This is a genomic window from Leclercia sp. S52 (assembly GCF_039727615.1).
GTDB lineage: Bacteria > Pseudomonadota > Gammaproteobacteria > Enterobacterales > Enterobacteriaceae > Enterobacter > Enterobacter adecarboxylatus_B.
This window is the reverse complement of the sequence record NZ_CP152474.1, coordinates 2,603,757-2,625,376: the sequence shown is the minus strand read 5'-3', so window position 1 is coordinate 2,625,376 and position 21,620 is coordinate 2,603,757. Positions and strand designations below refer to the sequence as shown.

General features: G+C 56.7%; 16 protein-coding genes and 1 pseudogene. 7 read left to right on the top strand and 10 right to left on the bottom strand.

Annotated elements, in window-relative coordinates; genetic code table 11:
• Positions 1-56 precede the first annotated feature (56 nt).
• Complete coding sequence (gene nadS / locus AAHB66_RS12595) at positions 57-341, bottom strand: NadS family protein (protein WP_333849408.1); 285 nt, start codon at positions 339-341, stop codon at positions 57-59.
• 1 nt (position 342) lies between these two features.
• Positions 343-675 (bottom strand): type II toxin-antitoxin system RelE/ParE family toxin, encoded by a 333-nt coding sequence (locus AAHB66_RS12590; RefSeq protein WP_347116479.1) that lies wholly within the window; start codon positions 673-675, stop codon positions 343-345.
• Between the two features lie 304 nt (positions 676-979).
• On the opposite strand from AAHB66_RS12590, the gene AAHB66_RS12585 reads away from it, so the two are divergent.
• From AAHB66_RS12585 to AAHB66_RS12575, 3 genes are read left to right on the top strand one after another with little or no spacing between them, the layout of a single operon-like run.
• Entirely contained in the window at positions 980-2,584 is a 1,605-nt protein-coding gene (locus AAHB66_RS12585) for a hypothetical protein (RefSeq protein WP_347113143.1), read from the top strand.
• Positions 2,577-3,425 (top strand): hypothetical protein, encoded by an 849-nt coding sequence (locus AAHB66_RS12580; RefSeq protein ID WP_347113142.1) that lies wholly within the window; start codon positions 2,577-2,579, stop codon positions 3,423-3,425. The genes AAHB66_RS12585 and AAHB66_RS12580 overlap by 8 nt, the downstream gene beginning before the upstream one ends.
• A 47-nt stretch (positions 3,426-3,472) precedes the next feature.
• Positions 3,473-4,222 (top strand): hypothetical protein, encoded by a 750-nt coding sequence (locus AAHB66_RS12575; RefSeq protein WP_347113141.1) that lies wholly within the window; start codon positions 3,473-3,475, stop codon positions 4,220-4,222.
• Positions 4,223-4,693: 471 nt separating this feature from the next.
• Here the strand turns inward: AAHB66_RS12575 and azoR are convergent, their stop codons facing one another.
• Complete coding sequence (gene azoR, locus AAHB66_RS12570) at positions 4,694-5,299, bottom strand: FMN-dependent NADH-azoreductase (protein ID WP_347113139.1); 606 nt, start codon at positions 5,297-5,299, stop codon at positions 4,694-4,696.
• Positions 5,300-5,501: 202 nt separating this feature from the next.
• Between azoR and hrpA the strand changes: the two genes are divergently transcribed.
• A complete protein-coding gene (hrpA, locus tag AAHB66_RS12565) occupies positions 5,502-9,404 on the top strand; it encodes an ATP-dependent RNA helicase HrpA (RefSeq protein ID WP_347113138.1) in 3,903 nt (1,300 codons plus the stop codon).
• A 96-nt stretch (positions 9,405-9,500) separates the two neighbouring features.
• Here hrpA and AAHB66_RS12560 read toward each other — a convergent pair whose 3' ends face one another.
• The 5 genes from AAHB66_RS12560 to AAHB66_RS12540 form a co-directional block, all read right to left on the bottom strand.
• Complete coding sequence (locus AAHB66_RS12560; protein WP_347113137.1) at positions 9,501-10,160, bottom strand: O-methyltransferase; 660 nt, start codon at positions 10,158-10,160, stop codon at positions 9,501-9,503.
• A 63-nt stretch (positions 10,161-10,223) separates the two neighbouring features.
• Positions 10,224-11,642, bottom strand: coding sequence for an efflux transporter outer membrane subunit (locus AAHB66_RS12555; protein ID WP_347113136.1), 1,419 nt, complete (start codon positions 11,640-11,642; stop codon positions 10,224-10,226).
• Entirely contained in the window at positions 11,639-12,718 is a 1,080-nt protein-coding gene (locus AAHB66_RS12550) for an HlyD family secretion protein (RefSeq protein WP_347113135.1), read from the bottom strand. Before AAHB66_RS12550 ends, AAHB66_RS12555 begins: the two co-directional genes overlap by 4 nt.
• Before the next feature lie 33 nt (positions 12,719-12,751).
• On the bottom strand, positions 12,752-14,398 hold the full coding sequence (locus tag AAHB66_RS12545; protein WP_347116478.1) for an MFS transporter: 1,647 nt from the start codon (positions 14,396-14,398) through the stop codon (positions 12,752-12,754).
• 158 nt (positions 14,399-14,556) lie between these two features.
• On the bottom strand, positions 14,557-15,879 hold the full coding sequence (locus AAHB66_RS12540; protein WP_347113134.1) for an MFS transporter: 1,323 nt from the start codon (positions 15,877-15,879) through the stop codon (positions 14,557-14,559).
• 390 nt (positions 15,880-16,269) lie between these two features.
• Between AAHB66_RS12540 and AAHB66_RS12535 the strand changes: the two genes are divergently transcribed.
• Positions 16,270-17,073 (top strand): YdcF family protein, encoded by an 804-nt coding sequence (locus tag AAHB66_RS12535; protein ID WP_347113133.1) that lies wholly within the window; start codon positions 16,270-16,272, stop codon positions 17,071-17,073.
• A 198-nt stretch (positions 17,074-17,271) separates the two neighbouring features.
• Complete coding sequence (gene aldA / locus AAHB66_RS12530) at positions 17,272-18,711, top strand: aldehyde dehydrogenase (RefSeq protein WP_347113131.1); 1,440 nt, start codon at positions 17,272-17,274, stop codon at positions 18,709-18,711.
• Positions 18,712-18,876: 165 nt separating this feature from the next.
• Here the strand turns inward: aldA and AAHB66_RS12525 are convergent.
• Both AAHB66_RS12525 and gap read right to left on the bottom strand, forming a co-directional pair.
• Positions 18,877-19,804 (bottom strand): annotated as a pseudogene (locus AAHB66_RS12525) (alpha/beta hydrolase).
• 103 nt (positions 19,805-19,907) lie between these two features.
• Complete coding sequence (gene gap, locus AAHB66_RS12520; protein ID WP_347113130.1) at positions 19,908-20,909, bottom strand: type I glyceraldehyde-3-phosphate dehydrogenase; 1,002 nt, start codon at positions 20,907-20,909, stop codon at positions 19,908-19,910.
• Positions 20,910-21,091: 182 nt separating this feature from the next.
• Here gap and cybB point away from each other — a divergent pair, with 182 nt between their 5' ends.
• Positions 21,092-21,619, top strand: a complete 528-nt coding sequence (cybB, locus tag AAHB66_RS12515) for a cytochrome b561 (RefSeq protein WP_142489650.1) — start codon at positions 21,092-21,094, stop codon at positions 21,617-21,619.
• The last annotated feature ends 1 nt before the right edge of the window (position 21,620 follow it).

Sequence of the window (21,620 nt, the reverse complement as noted above, 5' to 3'; positions counted from 1 at the left end):
AAAATATATTGCTGGGGCTTTTTCATTTCCGCTGTTCGCTTCGTTAAAATGACCATTTAATGCGCAGCCAGTTCGTAAAAGAATGCCGGGTTCGCCTGGATAGTGGCCAGCACTTTTGCCGCAAGGCCCGTTGGATTACGCCGTCTGGATTCCCAGCTTTTGATGGTATCGACGCTGGTGCCCAGCGCTTTTGCCATCTCAGCCTGGGAAACGTTGAGCTGCTCTCTGATCGCCTTCACATCGGCAATCTCATAGCGGGTCACACGGGCAGGGGCCTTTTTCCCGCTTTTGATCTCCACCGCCTCTTCAAGGGAGGTTTTGAGTTCGTCAAAAAAATCCATTTCACACCTCGTTTTTTAGTAACGTTGTCAGTTTCTTAAGCTGAGCCTTTTCCGCTTCAGTCAGATTCTCTTTGGCGCTTTTCGGATAAGCGAGCACCAGCCAGATAATCTCGCGTGTCGCCAAAAGGTAAATCACCCTGGCGCTGCCGCTTTTCCCCTGAGTACCCGTGGCCATCCGGATTTTTCGAAGCCCGCCGGTATTCTGGATGACATCGCCTTTGTCCGGAAATGCAATCAGTTCTCTCTGTAGCGCCAGGAGTTCATCATCTGTAGCAATCTGTTTGATCTGCCGTGTAAACAGTGATGTCTCGATAAATTCTATCGCATGGCACACGATTATCTCTCCATGTAAGGTACCACGTACACCTATTGGTGTACATAGTACAGGTCCATAATTATTCTGCTGCCAGAGAAAACGTGAACTGAAATGACCTGTGGTATACGTCGGCATTTAAGAGGGCCACCTGAAAAACGGAAAATATCTTCCGCTAAGAGCAAAATCTAAGCGGTACTCCGTCACAGGATTATCTACGTAAGTAAGTAGTACCTCAGTACTAAAAGCTGCATAAATTTTACTCCCTTTCTTCTTAACTCCCTGCGATTATCATGGTCTTAGTGATTTAACTTAAGGGAAGACGATGAACATACGTTATCCGGTACGGAAAGCCGATGGTCGGGAGTATAAGAACTATGACGAGTTGTTAACTGACACTCGAAAAAACGCCCATGGTTGGTGGTTACTTGGCGTAAATTGGTACTGGCATGGTGGCATTCACATCGGAGCGTCATCTTCTCCGGCGTCGGTGCTGAGTCAGGATGCGCCGGAAAAGTCAGTGCCGCTCCAGTTTATGATGGACGGTGAGGTGGTGGCATGGCGGCTTAACCGGGATTACGCGAAGACTGACTGTCGTCAGGAAAGGCCGTTGCGCGAGTCCGGGACCTTTGTGCTGGTCAGGTCAGTGTACAAGCCAGACGAGGAGGATGAATCCTCCTGGCTGACGCTGTATCAACTGTACATGCATATGGCCCCCCTTTCAGAATACCCGCAACGCCCGCTATACCGGGTCACGCAGAAAGGCCACGGTGTGCGGATTCGTCGCCATTCCCGCCATGATCACAGTCGCGAGATTGTTCCGGATGTACTGGCAAATAAACAGGGTCATGCCAGAACACTGAAGCAGGGTGAAATACTGGCCGTACTGCAGCAAAAATCGTTTCTGCTGGAACGTCAGCCTGAGCCGTTTGCACTGGTGCAGCGCCTTGAAGCGGGAAAACCTTCGGGAACACTTTTCTGGGTCGCGATGCGCCCGGAATATCTGGAGCCTGACGGGGAATGTTACATATGTCTGCCTGACTGGATGCACAATGCGCTGAATCACGGCGTGTTTGATGATGTGGTTGTGCCGCCCGTTCCGCTGAAAGTGACGGTGAAGGCAGGCGAACCGGTCGGATTCCTCGGTGCTGAGGATCTGGCAGATGAAGATAATTACCCGCAGGTTATTACCACGGAATACAAAACTCATATCGAGTTGCTGAGTCTTGATGAGCATATCTCTGATTTTGTGGCCAACGTGAAAGGCATCAAAACGGGCAAACAGTATATCAAGCTGAAGCTGAAACGGCCGCTGTTCCTACGAAATGGTGAGGGTGAAGACAGCACTTTTGAACAGATGAGCGCCATTACTCGTGCTGATGCCGGAAGAATCATCCCGCGCGATGCCACGTATCCGTTTACGGATAAAACCGGGGTAACGTACTTTCAGATCCGCCCACACAGCTGGGTGCACCAGGATGATGTGGAGCAACTTAGTCAGCATGATTTAACGGCGTTAAACTTTCACTGTATTGAAGCGGAGCCCACCACAGATTTTACCCGCACGCTGGACGAAAGCTGGTTAATCAATGCTCTGAAAAGCTTCAACTCTCACTTTGATGGGGAGAAAGGGCCGCAAAGCTCACAGGCGAAAATGTTTTATGACAGCCTGATCCGCAGTGCTGAAAATCGGGATTTGAGTGGACGTTATACGGATAAATTACAGGATGCGCAGCTGTTTGGCGCACTGCATACCAACCAGATGAGCATTCCGGAATATGCGCGGCGTCTGATAGTGAAGCACGACAGCTATTGGCATAGTACCCGCGATGATACACGCTGGTCATCGGTCTTCAAGGACAGAGAAGAAAGTCCGATTGTTAAGAAGGTCAACGGGGGGATTTCTGGACGCTACACGCTGGATGGATAAAGTCCCGCCATTCGCCAGTCAGCGATCGGTATGGCATTTTCACCCACTTGAGTTTCTGGAAATAATTAATCCAAAGGGAAATTGTGCATGCGGCAGGGATATTACCTTAGAGGAATTATATGATATTGCACCAAAAGCAAGTAAAGCAATACTAAAGCAGTACTTACCTGCATTCAACAATGGTTTTCGTGAGTTCGGCATTATAACTTGTCGTGAAAAAGCTCATTTCTTGGCTCAATGTTGCCATGAAAGTGGTGGTTTAACATTAACTAATGAAATTGGAGGGACAAGTGCCAGTTATGCACCGTGGTATGGACGTGGGTTAATTCAGTTAACATGGCAGGATGTATATACAAAATATGGCACGTATGTTGGTGATGATTTTGAATCCGATGATGCCGCAAGAAACAAAATAGCCCAATATCCAGACTGTGTTAGATCTGCCTTTTGGTTTTACTGCGTGAATAAAAATGTAGTGAAACATGCTAAAAATGATGATTTCAACATGGTTACAGCACTTATTAATGGTGGGTTTAATGGTTATAATGACAGAATTAAATACTTTAATAGAGCAATAGATGTTTTTAAGGCTGAACATCTTAATATTCTTAACAAAGAGGTTGGTTTTTCGTTTGAAGATAGTGAAATCTATAATTATCGGGTATATGCATATAGTTGGGGGCGGTATCATGATCCTCTAAGGAGTGAAAGCGGTACCGATAAGGTTAAGACGGAGGCTCTCAAAGCCTACAGAAGGGCTGTAACGCTTTACGAACGGCGTGGTGATTCGGTGAAAATGGCTGATATAAATACCAAAATTAGTGCGCTCGATGAGCTGTGATGGAGGCGGACCCTTCTATCATTAAAATTTTTACATCAGGATAAATAATGGAAAAATTAATTTTATTGTTTGCGATTATATCTTTTTCTGCGGTGGCGGGTGTTAGTGAAAATGCTACAAAACCAGTCACGCTAGTTGCGTTACAAAAAGATAGCGCACAGTATCTTAATATATGTAAAGCTGCCGAAGGTGACTGTGATAATGAGACTGACATTTGGACAGTAAAGAACAAAAACGATATTTTTTATTTAACGCTGCCACAGCTCCAATTGATGAAAATAAAAAAAGAAGGTGAAGTGTATTCAAAAATTATTATGTGGGATTTCTCTAAAGGCAATGAAATTGAGAGCGGTCTTGATGATGAGTTAACCAAAAATGATGTATATATATATCCTGCGTTATACCCTTTGAACAAAACAAAGATGGCTGTTGCGCTAGTTTCAAAATGGTCAACATCGTATTCTGGCGGCGGGCGAGAGGAAGAATACGCTAACTTTATGATGATTAATAATGATGGATCATATCAACTGGCTTTTAAAAATATTCCTTTTTCATCACGAGAAATGATAAGAGCTTGTTTTACAGAAGATGATTATGCCAAAAAATCACATTGTCACGATGAAAGTTGGAGCATTCTTAACCTGAAAATCACCGATGAAGCGAAGGAATTTTACTCGTGGAAATTCATAACAAAGTCGTATAGCTGGCCTGCTTTTACAGACAAAGCTTCAGCCCAGATGAAGACGAACGAGAGAATTGCATATCCATTCCAGTTACAGTTGCAATCTAACAAATAGATACGTGTCCTGTTTTAGGGCGCATAAGTAGTCAGCCTTGTATTGGACAGGTCGCAGCAAAAGTTGAACGTAGCTGCGGCTATCCATACTCCCTATTTTAAAAGTGTTATCTTCTGGCAGACATTACTAATGCCAGTGGATCCGGAGAAGATCCTTGGGTCGTAATAGAAGACGGCCTTACTGGGCAGGAATTCATCAACGGCGTGGAAGAAACGCGGTTTTTGTCACGTAAGGACAGCTTTGACCCGCTTCATCTGATCACTGAAAAATACAGCACTCTGCTTAATTATGTTCCCTCATGCATTCCGCGTTGCAGTTCAGGGCTGTTACCCTCCGCGATAGAGATAAGTGACGCGCTGGGTACCGCCAGAGAGAATTTTAAAAGCATGTTGATTCTACGAGACGTCTCGTAAAGTGGCGGGGTAAGGCAGGAAATAAAAAACTCCCACCGGGCGGTGGGAGTGGGAAATCTTATGCAGCCACCAGGCTGTCGATCGCGGCTTTCGCGTCGGTCTGGGCTTTGGTCGCCACTTCCGGACCGTAAGCGATACCTTCAGCGAACACGAAGTTCACGTCGGTGATGCCGATGAAGCCCAGGAACAGGGTCAGGTACGGCGCAACCAGATCGGTTGGGGTATCTTTATGAATACCGCCACGGCTGGACAGCACGATCGCACGTTTGCCGGTCACCAGGCCTTCAGGGCCTTTCTCGGTGTAGCGGAAGGTTACGCCAGCGCGTGCCACCAGGTCGAAATAGTTTTTCAGCTGCGTTGGGATGTTGAAGTTGTACATCGGGGCGTTAATCACGATCACGTCGTGCGCCTGCAGCTCGGCAATCAGCTCATCGGACAGCGCCAGCGCTTCCTGCTGACGTGGGGTCAGTGGCGCATCGCTCGGACGCAGGGCACCAACCAGCTCACCATCCAGTACCGGGATTGGCTGAGCGGCCAGATCGCGGACGGTGATTTCGTCACCGCTGTGCTGTTCACGCCACTGCTCAACGAAATAATCAGACAGCTGACCAGACTGAGAGTACCCTGCCAGAATACTGGATTTGAGAACTAATACTTTGCTCATGGGTGATTCCTTTTATGTATTTGATGAGGGGGTTGCCCCGTTGCTTGCTGACACTCTATTCACAATCCTGTCGCAGGGATAGCGCAATATATCGAAGCCTATGTTCGAAATTTTTGAATAAGGCGCAAAAACCGCCAATGTGGTACTCTATATCAATCATTAAAAAGAGATTTTATCCGGCAGTGCACTGCCCGTTAACGCTATGACAGAACAACAGAAATTAACCTTCCCGATGCTGATGCAACAGCTGGAAACGCTGATGCTGCGTGACAAACAGCGGTTTGCCCGCCGTCTCCACGGGGTCAAGAAGGTTAAAAATCCTGATGCACAACAGGCTATCTACCAGGAGATGGCGAAAGAGATTGAACAGGCAGCGGGTAAGGTCGTGCTGCGCGAAGCGGCGCGTCCGGCAATCACCTATCCGGAAAATCTGCCCGTCAGCCAGAAGAAACAGGAAATCCTCGAAGCCGTGCGCGATCACCAGGTGGTGATTGTGGCGGGGGAGACCGGCTCCGGTAAAACCACTCAGCTGCCGAAAATCTGTATGGAGCTGGGGCGCGGGATCAAAGGTCTGATCGGCCACACCCAGCCGCGGCGTCTGGCGGCGCGTACCGTCGCGAACCGTATTGCCGAAGAGCTGCAAACCGAGCCGGGCGGCTGTATCGGCTATAAGGTGCGCTTCAGCGATCACGTCAGCGACAACACCATGGTCAAACTGATGACCGACGGCATCCTGCTGGCCGAAATTCAGCAGGACCGCCTGCTGATGCAGTACGACACCATCATCATCGATGAAGCGCACGAGCGCAGCCTGAACATCGACTTCCTGCTGGGCTATCTGCGGGAGCTGCTGCCGCGTCGTCCGGATCTGAAAGTGATCATCACTTCGGCCACCATCGACCCGGAACGTTTTTCGCGCCACTTCAACAATGCGCCAATCATTGAAGTCTCCGGTCGTACCTATCCGGTGGAAGTGCGTTACCGTCCGATGGTGGAAGACGCCGACGACACCGAGCGCGACCAGCTGCAGGCCATCTTCGACGCGGTGGACGAGCTGGGCAATGAAAGCCCGGGCGATATCCTGATCTTCATGAGCGGCGAGCGCGAAATCCGCGATACCGCCGACGCGCTCAGCAAGCGCGACCTGCGCCATACCGAAATTTTGCCGCTGTATGCCCGTCTGTCCAACAGCGAGCAGAACCGCGTGTTCCAGTCCCACAGCGGCCGCCGCATCGTGCTGGCGACCAACGTGGCGGAAACCTCGCTGACCGTACCGGGCATTAAATATGTCATTGACCCGGGTACGGCGCGCATCAGCCGCTACAGCTACCGCACCAAGGTGCAGCGTCTGCCGATTGAGCCTGTGTCCCAGGCCTCTGCCAACCAGCGTAAGGGCCGCTGCGGACGCGTCTCGGAAGGGATCTGTATTCGTCTCTATTCGGAAGACGATTTCCTGTCGCGTCCGGAATTTACCGACCCGGAAATTCTGCGTACCAACCTGGCGTCGGTCATTCTGCAGATGACCGCCCTGGGCTTAGGCGATATCGCCGCCTTCCCTTTTGTCGAAGCGCCGGATAAACGCAATATCCAGGACGGCGTGCGCCTGCTGGAAGAGCTGGGGGCGATCACCACCGACGAACAGGCCACCGCCTACAAGCTGACCCCGCAGGGCCGTCAGCTCAGCCAGCTGCCGGTGGATCCGCGTCTGGCGCGGATGGTGCTGGAGGCGCAAAAACACGGCTGCGTGCGCGAGGCGATGATCATTACCTCGGCGCTCTCCATTCAGGATCCGCGCGAGCGCCCGATGGACAAGCAGCAGGCCTCCGACGAGAAACACCGCCGCTTCCACGACAAAGAGTCCGACTTCCTCGCCTTCGTGAACCTGTGGAACTACATCGGGGAGCAGCAGAAAGCCCTGTCCTCGAACCAGTTCCGCCGCCAGTGCAAGCTGGATTTCCTTAACTATCTGCGGGTGCGCGAGTGGCAGGATATCTACACCCAGCTGCGTCAGGTGGTGAAAGAGCTGGGCATTCCGGTGAACAGCGAGCCGGCGGAGTACCGCGAAATTCACATCGCGCTGCTGACCGGTCTGCTGTCGCATATCGGGATGAAAGATGCCGATAAGCAGGAGTTTACCGGCGCGCGCAACGCCCGCTTCTCCATCTTCCCGGGCTCCGGTTTGTTCAAGAAGCCGCCGAAGTGGACGATGGTGGCCGAACTGGTGGAGACCAGCCGCCTGTGGGGCCGCATTGCCGCGCGTATCGATCCGGAGTGGGTCGAGCCGGTGGCGCAGCATCTGCTGAAACGCTCCTACAGTGAGCCGCACTGGGAGCGGGCGCAGGGCGCGGTGATGGCGACCGAAAAGGTTACCGTCTACGGCCTGCCGGTAGTCGCCGCGCGGAAGGTGAATTACAGCCAGATCGACCCTGCGCTTTCACGCGAGCTGTTTATCCGTCACGCGCTGGTGGAGGGCGACTGGCAGACCCGCCACGCCTTCTTCCGCGAAAACCTGAAGCTGCGCAGCGAAGTGGAAGAGCTGGAGCACAAAACCCGTCGCCGCGACATTCTGGTGGATGACGAGACGCTGTTTGAGTTTTACGACCAGCGCATCAGCCACGAAGTGGTTTCGGCCCGCCACTTTGACAGCTGGTGGAAAAAGGTCAGCCGCGACACCCCGGATCTGCTCAACTTTGAAAAGAGCATGTTGATCAAAGAGGGGGCGGAGCAGGTCAGCAAGCTCGATTACCCGAACTTCTGGCATCAGGGCAACCTCAAGCTGCGCCTGAGCTACCAGTTTGAACCGGGCACCGATGCCGACGGCGTCACCGTTCACATCCCGCTGCCGCTGCTGAATCAGGTAGAGGAGAGCGGGTTTGAGTGGCAAATTCCCGGCCTGCGTCGCGAGCTGATTATTGCCCTGATCAAATCCCTGCCGAAGCCGGTGCGCCGCAACTTTGTGCCCGCGCCGAACTACGCCGAGGCGTTCTTAGGCCGCGTGACGCCGCTGGAGCTGCCGCTGCTGGATTCGCTGGAGCGCGAACTTAGGCGTATGACGGGCGTGACCATTGACCGGGAAGACTGGCACTGGGATCAGGTGCCCGATCACCTGAAAATCAGCTTCCGCGTCGTCGACGAGAAAAACAAAAAGCTGCAGGAAGGCCGTTCTCTTACCGAGCTGAAAGACGCGTTGAAAGGCAAAGTGCAGGAGACCCTCTCTGCCGTGGCCGACGACGGTATCGAACAGAGCGGGCTGCATATCTGGAGCTTTGGTCAGCTGCCGGAAAGCTACGAGCAGAAGCGCGGCAACTACAAGGTAAAAGCCTGGCCGGCGCTGGTGGACGAGCGCGACAGCGTGGCGATCAAGCTGTTCGATAACCCGCAGGAGCAGCAGCAGGCGATGTGGCGCGGGCTGCGCCGTTTACTGCTATTGAACATCCCGTCGCCGATCAAGTATCTGCACGAGAAGCTGCCGAACAAAGCCAAGCTGGGGCTCTACTTTAACCCGTACGGCAAGGTGCTGGATCTGATCGACGACTGCATCTCCTGCGGTGTGGATCAGCTGATCAATGCCGCGGGCGGCCCGGTGTGGACCGAAGAGGGCTTTGCGAAGCTGCACGAAAAAGTGCGCGCCGAGCTTAACGAGACGGTGGTCAACATTGCGAAGCAGGTGGAGCAGATCCTCACCGCGGTGTTCAATATCAACAAGCGCCTGAAAGGACGGGTAGATATGAACATGGCGCTGGGGATGTCGGACGTAAAAGCCCAGATGGCCGGGCTGGTCTATCGCGGGTTTGTCACCGGCAACGGCTACAAACGTTTAGGCGATACGCTGCGCTATCTACAGGCGATTGAAAAACGTCTCGAGAAGATGGCCATCGACCCGCACCGCGACCGGGCGCAGATGCTGAAGGTAGAGAGCGTGCAGCAGCGCTGGCAGCAGTGGCTGAACAAGCTGCCGCCGGCCCGCCGCGATGACGAAGACGTGCAGGAGATCCGCTGGATGATCGAAGAGCTGCGCGTCAGCTTCTTTGCGCAGCAGCTGGGGACGCCGTATCCGATCTCCGACAAGCGTATTTTGCAGGCGATGGAGCAGATTTCGGCTTAGAAAAACGCCGGGCGGCGCTTCGCTTGCCCGGCCTACGGTGTTCACCCTCTCCCTGTGGGAGAGGGCCGGGGTGAGGGCATCAGGCCGCACAATGCTTTAACCGTTTACCATCGCCAGCGTAAACCCATCCCACCCCTTCATGCCCACCGTCTGCAGCGCCGTCGCGGTCAGGCGCGGGTTATCGCCACTCATCTCAATAAAGCGCCGCACGCCGTGCACCCGGGCATCATCGCTCTGGCAGTTAATCACCTCCCCGTCACGCACCACGTTGTCGCCGATAATCAACGTTCCCGGCCGGGAGTAGTGCAGCGCCCACTCCAGATAGCCAGGATTGTTCGGTTTGTCGGCATCGATAAAGATCAGATCAAACGGCGGGATGGTGTCGAAGCGTTCAAGGGAGAGCAGCGCCGGGCCTTCGATCAGCTCGATACGCGAATCCAGCCCTGCCAGATGGATGTTCTGGCGCGCGACCTTCGCGTGAACCGGATCGGCCTCAAGGGTAATCAGCTTGCCGTCCGGCGGCAGGGCACGCGCCATCCAGATGCTGCTGTAGGCTCCCAGGGTGCCAATCTCCAGAATGCGCCTGGCCTGAGTCATGCGCACAAAGAGCGCCAGCAGCTGACCCTGATTGGCGGCGACGTCGTGCGCCGGTAAACCGGCGCGCTGGTTATTCTCCAGCACCTGCTGGAGCACCTCATCCTGAGGAATAAGCTCGGAAATGATGTAATTATCGACGGCAGACCACTGTTGTTGCATAGATTAACCCCTTAGTGTGAATTGCCACCCAAAAACGCCGGGCGGCGCATCCGCTTGCCCGGCCTACGATCCTGTAGGCCCGGTAAGCGTAGCGCCACCGGGCATGTTTTCAGACCACCCACCACCGAGCGCCTTATACAAATCGATCTGCGCCAGCAGCAGATTATTTTTCGCCTGCACCACGCTGGTCTGCACCGAGAACAGCGTGCGCTGGGCGTCCAGCACGTCCAGATAGGACGAATAGCCGTTGTTATAGCGGTTCCGGGCGATCCGCAATGTCTCCTGGGCAACCTCCTGCTGAGCCACCAGCTCGGTCAGCTGCTCGCCGTAGCGGGTGATGGCATCGAGGCTGTCGTTGACCTCTTTAAAGGCGTTGCGCACGGTTTTTTCATAGCTGTAGAGCGCCTGGTTGCGCTGCGACTGGCCGATGTCCACCTGGGCGTTCAGCGCCTGCCGGTTCAGCAGCGGAGCCAGAATACTGCCGCCGATGCTCCACAGCTCCAGCGGATTATCCAGCAGGCCGGGCAGGGTGCGATCCTGAATCGATCCGGTCGCGGTCAGGTTGATCGACGGCAGCAGGCTGGCGCGCGCGGACGCCAGGGAGGCATCGGCGGCGATCAGCTGGCGTTCCGCCTGCACAATGTCCGGGCGGCGATTAAGCAGCGACGACGGCAGCTGCGACGGGATACGCAGCGGGGTCAGGGTGTCGAAATCCGCGCTGCGGGCGATCGCCCCCGGGTTGCCGCCCAGCAGCAGGGTGAGCGCGTTCTCCTGACGGGCAATCTGGTTCTGCACCTGTGGGATCTGCGCCCGCGTTGAGCGCAGCTCGGAGTCGGACTGCATCAGCTCAAGACGCGAGCTGTAGCCGGTCTGATACTGCCGTTGCGCCAGGTTAAAAGCCTCTTCCCGCGCTTTGAGGGTCGACTGCGTCACCCGGAGCTGCTCGTCCAGCGCCAGCAGGGTGACATAGCCCGAGGCCACCGAGGAGGCCACCGTCAGATCCGCCGCGGCGGCAGCGGCCTTTTGCGCCTCGAGGCTTGCCTGAGCGGCATCGGCAGTGCGGCGGTTCACGCCCCAGATGTCCACATCATAGCTGGCGGTCAGGCTGCCTTTGTACAGCGCGCCGTAGGTGGGCAGACCGGTGGCCGCCGACTGGGACCGGGCGCGACCGGCATTCAGATCGGCCTCCAGGGTCGGAAACAGATTGCCCTCGCTGGCATAGACCCGTGCCTGATACTCGTTGATCCGCTCCCGGGCGATCAGCACGTCGCTGTTATTGCGCAGGGCTCGATCGACATAGTGGTTGAGCTGGTTGTCATGAAAGTTGCGCCACCACATCTGTTCTGCCGGGCTGGCGGGGCCGGTGCTGGCGCGCCACTGGGCGGGGATCTGCAATGTCGGTTTCGCCGGAGCGACATCCACTGACTGACAGGCGCTCAGGGCGGTGGCAATCAACAGGGCGGTAAGCGGGCGGCGGATCATTCGGCCTCCCGGGTATCAATCGTCACCTGCACCGACATCCCCGGGCGCAGCCGCGCTGCGTCCTCTGCCTTGCCGAGCACCTCAATGCGCACCGGAATACGCTGGGCAATCTTGACGAAGTTGCCGGTGGCGTTATCCGGGGTAATGGCGCTGAACTCCACTCCGGTGGCGGGGGAAATGCTCTGCACCCGGCCTTCATAGGCTTTGTCGTTCAGGGCATCGACGGTGAATTTCACCGGCTGGCCGACGCGCAGGTTCGCCAGCTGGGTCTCTTTGATATTGGCGATCACCCAGTGCTGCGGCGGCACCAGGGTGGTGAGGTGGGTCCCGGCGGTCACATAGGCGCCCAGGCGGACGGCGATCTGCCCGAGCTGGCCGTCGCGCGGAGCCACGATGCGGGTGTTCTGCAGGTCGATCTGCGCCAGCTCAAGGGCCGCCTTCGCGTTTTCGACGTCGGCCTCCAGCGCGGCGCGGTTGACGATCGCGGTTTGCAGATCCTGGCGCGACATCTCCAGCGTGGCTTTCGCCTGGTCGATATCGGCGCTGCCCTGAGCGGCACTCGCCAGGGCGGCATCCCGCTCGCGGATCGACAGCGAGCCGTCGGCGGTGAGGTCTTTTACCCGTTTCAGGTCGGCCTGGGTTTTCTGGCTCTGCGCCCGGGCGTTTTTCAGCGCTGCCTCGTTACGCTGGATCACCGCTTCGGCGCTTTTACGCTGCTGCAGGTTGTTGTTCAGGGTGGCGATTTTCATTGCCAGCTGGGCCTCGGCCTGATGCACCCGCTGGCGATAGATACGATCGTCGATCTGCAGCAGCAGGTCGCCTTTCTTCACCTGCTCAAAATCCTGCACCTTCACCTCGGTGATATAGCCGTTGACCTGGGGGCTGATAAAGGTGGTCTGGCCGCGCACGTAGGCGTTATCGGTGAACTGGACGTGGCGGGTAAAGGGCGGTAGCTGCCAGGCGTAGAGGATCACCAGCACGCCAACGATGCCGATCGCGGCGGCGGCGAACACTGACACCACGCGCAGATTATTACGGGTATTGGCCTGCTCTTTAGCGGCATCCTGCTGACTCATAACTTCTCCAGAAACATCATTAATTTTTATCCATTACTGACTGCCGGTGGCCTTTTTCAGCGCCAGACGGGCAGTGATGCGCAGGCGCAGCAAGCGCCATAAAATCCAGACCAGCGTGGCGGTGGCAATGCCAGCCGTCAGAAGATAAGTATCGTTGTAAGCCAGAATATTTGCCTCCAGCGTGCTGGCGGTCTGTAGCTGGAGCCCGGCCTGGGTGCTCAGCAGGGCGCTGTCGCCAATCTGGCTCTGGTACATCTGGCTGTAGAGCTGCAACCGCTCATTTACCAGCGGGTTGAGGCTGGTAAGCTGTTCGGCCAGCAGGCCGGAGTGGTACTTCTCGCGCCAGGTCTGAAAGGTACCGAGAATAGCGGAACCCAGCAGGCCGCCAATGTTCTGGCTCATGCCGAACAGCACCGAAAAGCTGACCAGGTTACGCGGGTCGGCAATCACCCCGCCGATCCCGGCCAGCATTGCCGGGGCGAGGAAGAAGGCGCTGCCGAAGCCCAGCAAAAACTGGCTCAGCATCAGCTGATCCGGACGGGTGAGGCTGGTGGACTGGCTGTCGAGCAGCGAGGCGATAATCATCAGCACCAGCGAGGTGACAATCGGCCAGGCGAGTTTAGTCGGTTTAATGGTCAGGCAGCTGGCGGCGATGCCGCAGAGGATCCCGGCAAAAATCGCCCACGCCAGATGGGTCATCTGTTCGTTCTGCAGGCCGACATACTGCAGCCAGCCAATCACCCCGGTGTTTTGCTCAGCCAGCACGATCCGGATCAGCAGCATGATCAGTCCCAGGCGCAGGATACTGCCGCTGGAGAGCCAGCGGGTATTCAGCAGCGGGTTGCTGCGGTTATGCTCGAAGACCACCGCCGAGACAATCAGCACCAGCGAACCCGCCAGCGCCCAGCCGATCCAGGGCGCTTCAAACCACCAGTCGAGCCGTCCGAGCGACAGCACCGCGCACAGCAGTGCCATCCCCGGCGCAAGCAGGATAAAGGTGATGAAATCTTTCTTCTCGAACACCTTGCGCCGGTCGCCGGGGGGCAGCTTGAGGGCGATCACGCAGCCCAGCGAGATCAGCGCCAGGCCCAGCTCGAAGAGGTAGAGCCCGCGCCACTCGTCCAGCTGCAGCAGCTCGGTGGAGAACAGCCGCGCAATGGGGATCGCCAGCGACGAGCCGGTGATGCCGATGGTGAGCGCTTTCAGGCGATGTTTCGCTGGCCAGGCCTGGATCTGATAGTAGATCCCCAGCGAACTCAGCGCCGCGGCGACCATGCCGTGGGCGGCGCGCACCATCAGGGCCGAGCTGAGATCGTTGACGAACAGGTGAAAGAAGGTGACCAGCACATACAGCACCAGAAAGCCTTCGGTGAAGGCGCGCAGGCCAAACTGTTGGCGAAACTTCACCAGCAGCAGGTTGATCGACACGTTGGTCATCACGTACACCGCCGGTAGCCAGGCGATCTCGGTGGACCAGGCGGAGAAAGTGCCCTGCAAATTTTGCAGGTTGGCCGCGACCATCGCATTGCCCAGCGCTCCGGTCAGGCAGACCAGCAAACCCACCACCCCGTAGGCGATGCGTTTTGGGGTGCTGTGCACCGGCGTGGACGGGGAGCCTAACAGCATCGGCTTTTCGTGAGGCTGCCACTCGCGAGGAGCATAGGGGTCGCGTTGGGGCAGTCGCATAGCGGTCATTACCTATTGAATTAATGAATAGTTAGAGGGCTAATGATTCTACGTCTGACGCAAAGCCCGTATCAAGTGAATATGATAATCGCGGGTTAAGCAAATGTGAGCGGTCAGTATGATAGCGGCCAGCGACGCTGGCCGCCTGGGGATCAGAGTTCGTTGGTCCGGGCGTTGACGACCGGGGCGCGTTTAACCCGGCTGGCGCAGAAGATAGCAATCAGGGAGATAGTCACTGTGATCGCCAGATACCAGGCCACCGGCACCCAGTCGCCGTTATATTTCGCCAGCAGGCCGGTGGCGATCAGCGGCGCGGTGCCGCCCGCCAGAGCCGCACCCAGCTGATAGCCGAGGGTGATACCGGTATAGCGCACGTTGGCGGTGAAAATTTCTGAACAAAGGGTGCCGAGCACTGCGGTGACCGGCGCCCACAGCACGCCGAAGGCGATCACCGTCGCCAGCACGATGCCCCAGGTGGTGCCGGTATTGAGCAACATAAACCAGGGTACGATAAACAGGCCGAGGACAAAAACGCTGACGGCATACATCCGCTGGCGACCGACCTTATCCGACAGCAGCCCCATCAGCGGGATCATGATGGTCGCCACCAGCGCCCCGAGGGTCACCGCCTCCAGCGCCTGCGATTTTTGATAGCTGAGCGTGGTGGTGGCGTAGCTGACCACAAAGGTGGAGAAGATATAGAAGGGCGCGGTCTCAACCACCTTCAGCCCGGCGGCGATCAGCACTTCGCGCCAGTGGTATTTCAGGGTGTCGCGCAGCGGGGCTTTGGCCACCTTGCCGGAGGCTTTGACCTTTTTAAACTCCGGCGTTTCGTCGATATCCTTGCGGATCCACAGGCCTAACAGCACCAGCACCGAACTCAGCAGGAACGGAATACGCCAGCCCCAGGAGAGGAAATCCTCTTCGCTGAACAGGGTCATCAGCGAGACGATAAAGGTCGCCATCAGCATGCCGATAGTTACCCCCGCCTGCGGAATACTGCCGAAGAAGCCTTTGCGCTTCTCCGGTGCGTACTCATAGGCCAGCAGCAGGGCGCCGCCCCATTCGCCGCCGATCCCCATCCCCTGAATAATGCGCATCAGGATCAGCAGGGCCGGAGCCCAGAGACCAATCTGTTCATAGGTGGGTAATAACCCAATCATCACGGTTGCACCTCCCATCAGCGACAGGGTTAACACCAGCGTTTTTTTGCGCCCGATACGATCCCCGATGTGGGCGAAGAGCACGCCACCAATGGGGCGAATAAAGAAGGTTAACGAGAACGAGAGATAGGACAAAATCAGGCCAATGACCGGATCGACCATCGGGAAGAAGATCTTATTAAAGACCAGCGCGGCGGCCGTGCCGTAGAGAAAATAGTCAAACCATTCAATGGCGCTGCCGGTGAGGCTGGCGACCAGCACCTTCTTATTTTTGCGTAAAACTGCGGTACTGCTTTCGTGTTGTTGTGTCATACCCGTGATCCCGCCCAGTGGATGATGAAGCGGGTGACACCCGGCGCGCTTCGGGTGCAACCCAGAAATGAAAAAGGTTGTCGAATTGTTAAGCAACTTAGGGATGGCTGTTACTTTTGGCAAGCGGGAGCAGGCGAAAACTGGTCAGATCACGCTGAAATAAGCAGCAATCACTGCTTTTGATGGGGATTTTTCTGGCGCTTAATTTTTTTAATGGCGTAAATTGCAGCATATAATGCAGGTGCAACCGCCTGATTTTTGGACGTTTCTGGTTATTTCAGTTTAATGGCTATTCTTATAAGGTAACTGCCGATTTGGCTTTCAGAGGGATCCTCTGTTAACCGCCGGCCCGCGCGTTACCCTGAACGTTATTGCTGGAAGGAGGTAACGATGAGTCTCACAATCTTCCCGTCTCTGCCCGATAAAACGCTGGCCGCGGTCAATACCGTCGGGGCCTGGCTCGCTGAAGATAATTTGCCCTACAATCCGCCCGCGCTGCAGGCGGATCTGGTGGTGCTGGCCGGTAATGCGGTCATCCCCTCTATCGACGCGGCCTGTCGTCTGGCGTCGGAGCTCGCCATCCCTTTGCTGATCAGCGGCGGCATCGGCCATTCGACCACCTTTTTATACGCCGCCATTTCCCGACACCCGCGCTACAACAGGGTACGAACCACCGGCAAAGCCGAAGCCACTATTCTGGCGGAGATCGCCCGTGAGTTCTGGCCTATTCCGCCCGAGCGCCTGCTGGTGGAAGATCAGTCCACCAACTGCGGCGAAAATGCCCGTTTCAGCGCCGCGACGATCCAACATCATCAATTACGGGTGAAACGCGGGATTGTGGTGCAGGATCCGACCATGCAGCGCCGCACCATGGCGACCTTTTCCCGGGTCTGGCGCGATAAGCCGGATGCCCCGGCGTGGACCAGTCATCCGGGCATCGTCCCGCAGTTGCAAAACAGCGACGACGGGCTGGTGTTCCGCGGCGGCGGCGAGGGGCTGTGGCCGGTGGAACGCTATCTGTCGCTGGTGCTGGGTGAGCTCCCACGCCTGCGCGATGACATTAACGGCTATGGCCCGCTTGGCCGTGATTTTATCGTGCATGTCGATATTCCTGCCGAGGTGGAGGCTGCCTGGCAGATCCTGCGTAACGACGCCATCCTCACCGGGGCGCTGGTCAGCCGCTCTCTGCTGTAGTCCATTGCCCGTTTGCGATGACTTTCCCGCAAACGGGCAGACTTTGTTGTCGGATTGTAATTATTTCCTCCTGCTGACCCGTTTCTTTTATGAGATATCTCACAAAAACAGCGCGATAGACTGGGATTGCGGATCGGGAACTGTAGTTTTTAACAATAATTTTACTTGTTAAAAACAGTGCAATTACAGGAGCAGGTCATGACAGTACCCGTACAACATCCTATGTATATCGATGGACAGTTTGTAGCCTGGCAGGGTGATGCCTGGATTGATGTGATCAATCCGGCCACCGAAGAGGTCATTTCCCGTATTCCCGACGGTAGCGCCGAAGATGCCCGCAAGGCCATCGACGCCGCCGAGCGCGCCCAGGCTGACTGGGAGGCGCTGCCCGCCATCCAGCGTGCGGGCTGGCTGCGCAAAATTGCCGCCGGTATTCGTGAGCGCGCCAGTGAAATCAGCGCCCTGATCGTGGCCGAAGGCGGCAAAATCCAGCAGCTTGCCGAGGTGGAAGTGGCGTTCACCGCCGACTATCTCGACTACATGGCCGAGTGGGCGCGTCGCTACGAAGGCGAAATTATCCAGAGCGATCGCCCGGGCGAAAACATCCTGCTGTTCAAACGCGCCCTCGGCGTGACCACCGGCATTCTGCCGTGGAACTTCCCGTTCTTCCTGATTGCCCGCAAGCTGGGGCCGGCGCTGCTGACCGGCAACACCATCGTCATTAAGCCGAGCGAGTTCACGCCAAACAACGCCATCGCCTTTGCCAAAATCGTTGATGAGATTGGCCTGCCGAAAGGGGTCTTTAACCTGGTGCTGGGCCGCGGCGAAACCGTGGGCCAGGAGCTGGCGGGCAACCCGAAAGTGGCCCTGGTCAGCATGACCGGCAGCGTGGGCGCGGGCGAGAAGATCATGGCCGCGGCGGCGAAGAACATCACCAAAGTGTGCCTGGAGCTGGGCGGTAAAGCCCCGGCCATCGTGATGGACGATGCGGATCTGGAGCTGGCGGTTAAAGCCATTGTCGACTCGCGGGTGATCAACACCGGGCAGGTCTGTAACTGCGCCGAGCGCGTGTATGTGCAGAAGGGCATCTACGACCGCTTTGTGAACCGTCTGGGCGAAGCGATGAAGGCGGTGCAGTTTGGCAACCCGGCCGAGCGCAACGACATTGCCATGGGGCCGCTGATCAACGCGGCGGCGCTGGAGCGCGTGGAGCAGAAAGTGGCTCTGGCGGTACAGCAGGGGGCAAAAGTGGTGCTGGGCGGCAAGGCGGCCGAGGGGAAAGGGTATTACTACCCGCCAACGCTGCTGCTGGACGTGCGTCAGGATATGACCATCATGCACGAAGAGACCTTCGGACCGGTGCTGCCGGTGGTGGTATTTGACACCCTGGAAGAGGCGCTGAAGATGGCCAACGACAGCGACTATGGTCTGACGTCCTCGATTTACACCCGGGATCTGAACGTGGCGATGAAAGCCATCAAAGGGCTGAAGTTCGGTGAAACCTACATCAACCGCGAAAACTTTGAGGCGATGCAGGGCTTCCACGCCGGCTGGCGTAAATCCGGGATCGGCGGGGCGGATGGCAAGCACGGCTTGCATGAATACCTGCAGACCCAGGTGGTTTATTTGCAGTCCTGAACCAGCATTGGTTTTCTCCCTCTCCCTGTGGGAGAGGGCTGGGGTTAGGGCATCAGGCCGCACAACCGCCTGCTTGCCGGGTGGCGCTGCGCTTATCCGGCCTACAAAAAACCCAAACCGGTGCCGTAGGCCGGGTAAGGCGTAGCCGCCACCCGGCGTTACAGGCTACACCTTCGTTGCAATCCAGTTCATCATCAATTCCGGCCAGACGGCTACCGGCAACCCCCTGGGCATCGCGGATGCCAAATCCGTGCTTTCCACGCTCGAAGATATGCATCTCAACCGGCACTCCCAGGCGGCGCAGAGCGCTGAACATCGCCAGGCTGTTCTCGACTTTTACCGCCGGATCGTCGGCGGCATGCAGCAGGAAGGTTGGTGGCGCGTCGCGGGTGGCGCGCTCCTCCAGCGAGTAGTGGCGGATCTGCGCGTCTGTCGGGGTATCCCCGATCAGCTCATGGCGCGAACCTGAATGATGATGCGCATCACCCATGGTGATCACCGGATAGACCAGCGCCATAAATGCCGGACGGGCAGGGAACTCGTCGGCGGCGTCCACCGGAGCATAGACCACTTCATCGTGCCGGGTGCCGAGGCTCGCCGCCACGTGCCCGCCGGCGGAGAATCCCAGTACCCCAATGCGGGCCGGATCCAGCTTCCACTCCGCTGCACCGGCACGGATCGCGCGCATCGCCCGCTGAACGTCGGCCAGCGGCGCGTCGGCCCCCTCTTCGTGGCCATCCCCCGGCATGCGGTAGGTCATGACAAACAGGGTATAGCCGCGGGCATTAAAGAAGGAGGCCAGCGCGCTGCCCTCTTTATCCAGCACCACCCGACGATAAGAGCCGCCCGGTGCCACCAGAATACCCACGCCGTTAGGGCGGGCAGGGGCGTAAACGGCGATCTCCGGCGCGCGGATGCCGGTGACGGCGCGATCGTAGTCGGAGGTGCCCGTGTGGCGGGGTTCAGGGGTAAGAACGGCGTCGCTGGTGCGTGCGCCAGGGGCTTCACGATCGGGCCAGATGGTAAAGGTAGTCGAACGGCTAACGGCTTGCGCCATCTGTTGTTCTAATGTTTCGCGGCTCAGTGCCTCCATGATAAGGCTCCCTCTCTGGAAAGCCTTTGTTATATCAGGGTTAACAAAATGAAAACCAGCACCGACTCACAGGTTGCGGACAGCAGGGCTGTCCGCGGTGGCATTACAGGGCCGCGAACTTATCCAGGGTGCGCACCAGCTGGGTCACAAAGCCGTATTCGTTATCGTACCAGGCCACGGTTTTCACCAGCTGGACGTCGCCCGCGTCGGTGACTTCCGTCTGGGTGGCATCGAAGACCGAACCAAAGTGCGAGCCGATCACATCCGACGAGACAATCTCTTCATCGGTATAGCCAAAGGACTCATTGCCCTCGGTGGCCTTTTTCAGCGCCTGGTGGATCTCATCCACACTCACTTTTTTCTCCAGAATCGACACCAGCTCGGTCACGGAGCCGGTTTTGACCGGTACGCGCTGGGCATGGCCCTTTAGCTTGCCGCTCAGCGCGGGGATCACCAGCCCGATGGCCTTCGCCGCGCCGGTGGTATGCGGGATGATGTTTTCCGCTGCGGCCCGCGAGGCACGCAGATCTTTGCCGCGCGGACCATCCACCAGCGCCTGGGTGCCGGTGTAGGCGTGGATGGTGGTCATGGTGCCCGCCTTGATGCCAAACGAATCGTGCAGCACCTTCGCCAGCGGTGCCAGGCAGTTGGTGGTGCAGGAGGCGACCGAGATAATGGTGTCGCTGGCGTCGATGGTGTCGTCATTGACGTTAAAGACGATGGTTTTCATCTCCCCGGCGGGGGCGGAAATCAGCACCTTTTTCGCACCGGCGTCCAGATGCGCCTGCGACTTCTCCTGCGAGGTGTAGAACCCGGTGCACTCCACCACCAGATCCACCCCGGCGGCTTTCCACGGGATGTGTTTTGCCTCTTTTTCGGCATACACCGAAATGGATTTACCGTCGACGATCAGGGAGTCTTCCGTGAAGTCCACGCTCCAGGGGAAGGGCCCGTAGTTGGAGTCGTGTTTTAACAGGTAGGCCAGCACTTTCGGTGAGGTTAAATCGTTGATTGCCACCACGCTATTACTGTCCTGGGTTTCCAGTAACCGACGAAGCACCAGTCGGCCAATACGACCAAATCCGTTAATGCCAATCTTACTCATGCTCTTCTCCTGTGTGATGTACGGGACGTTAAACTCATCCAGGCTTAGACCATGAAGCCCAGCGAGGCAATTGAAGATGCCTCATCTGCACGGAAGTTTTTGAAAAGTCGGGGACAAAAGTTAATGAATTTTTAAGGAAAGCTGGTTATTTTAAATTTTTTTAGCTTCTATCAGGAAAGACTATGCGCAATAAATACACCGGCCTGCAAATTGCTATTCACTGGCTGGTTTTTCTGCTGGTGATCGTGGCCTACTGCGCCATGGAGTTTCGCGGCTTTTTCCCCCGCAGTGACCGCCCGCTGATCAACATGATCCACGTCTCCTGCGGTATCTCTATTCTGGTATTGATGGTGGCGCGTCTGCTGGTGCGCCTTAAATATCCCGCGCCGCCGATCGTGCCTAAGCCAAAACCGATGTATATCGGCTTATCCCATTTAGGCCACCTTGCCATCTACCTGCTGTTTATTGCGCTGCCGCTGATTGGCCTGGTGATGATGTATAACCGGGGCAATACCTGGTTTGCCTTTGGCCTGGGGATGCCGCACGCCGCCGAGGGCAATTTCGACCTGGTGGACACGCTGAAAGCCTGGCACGTCACCCTGGCGAACCTGGGGTACTTCATTATCGGTATTCATGCCTTTGCCGCGCTGCTTCATCACTACTTCTGGAAAGACAATACCCTGCTGCGCATGATGCCGAAGAAGCGTTAAG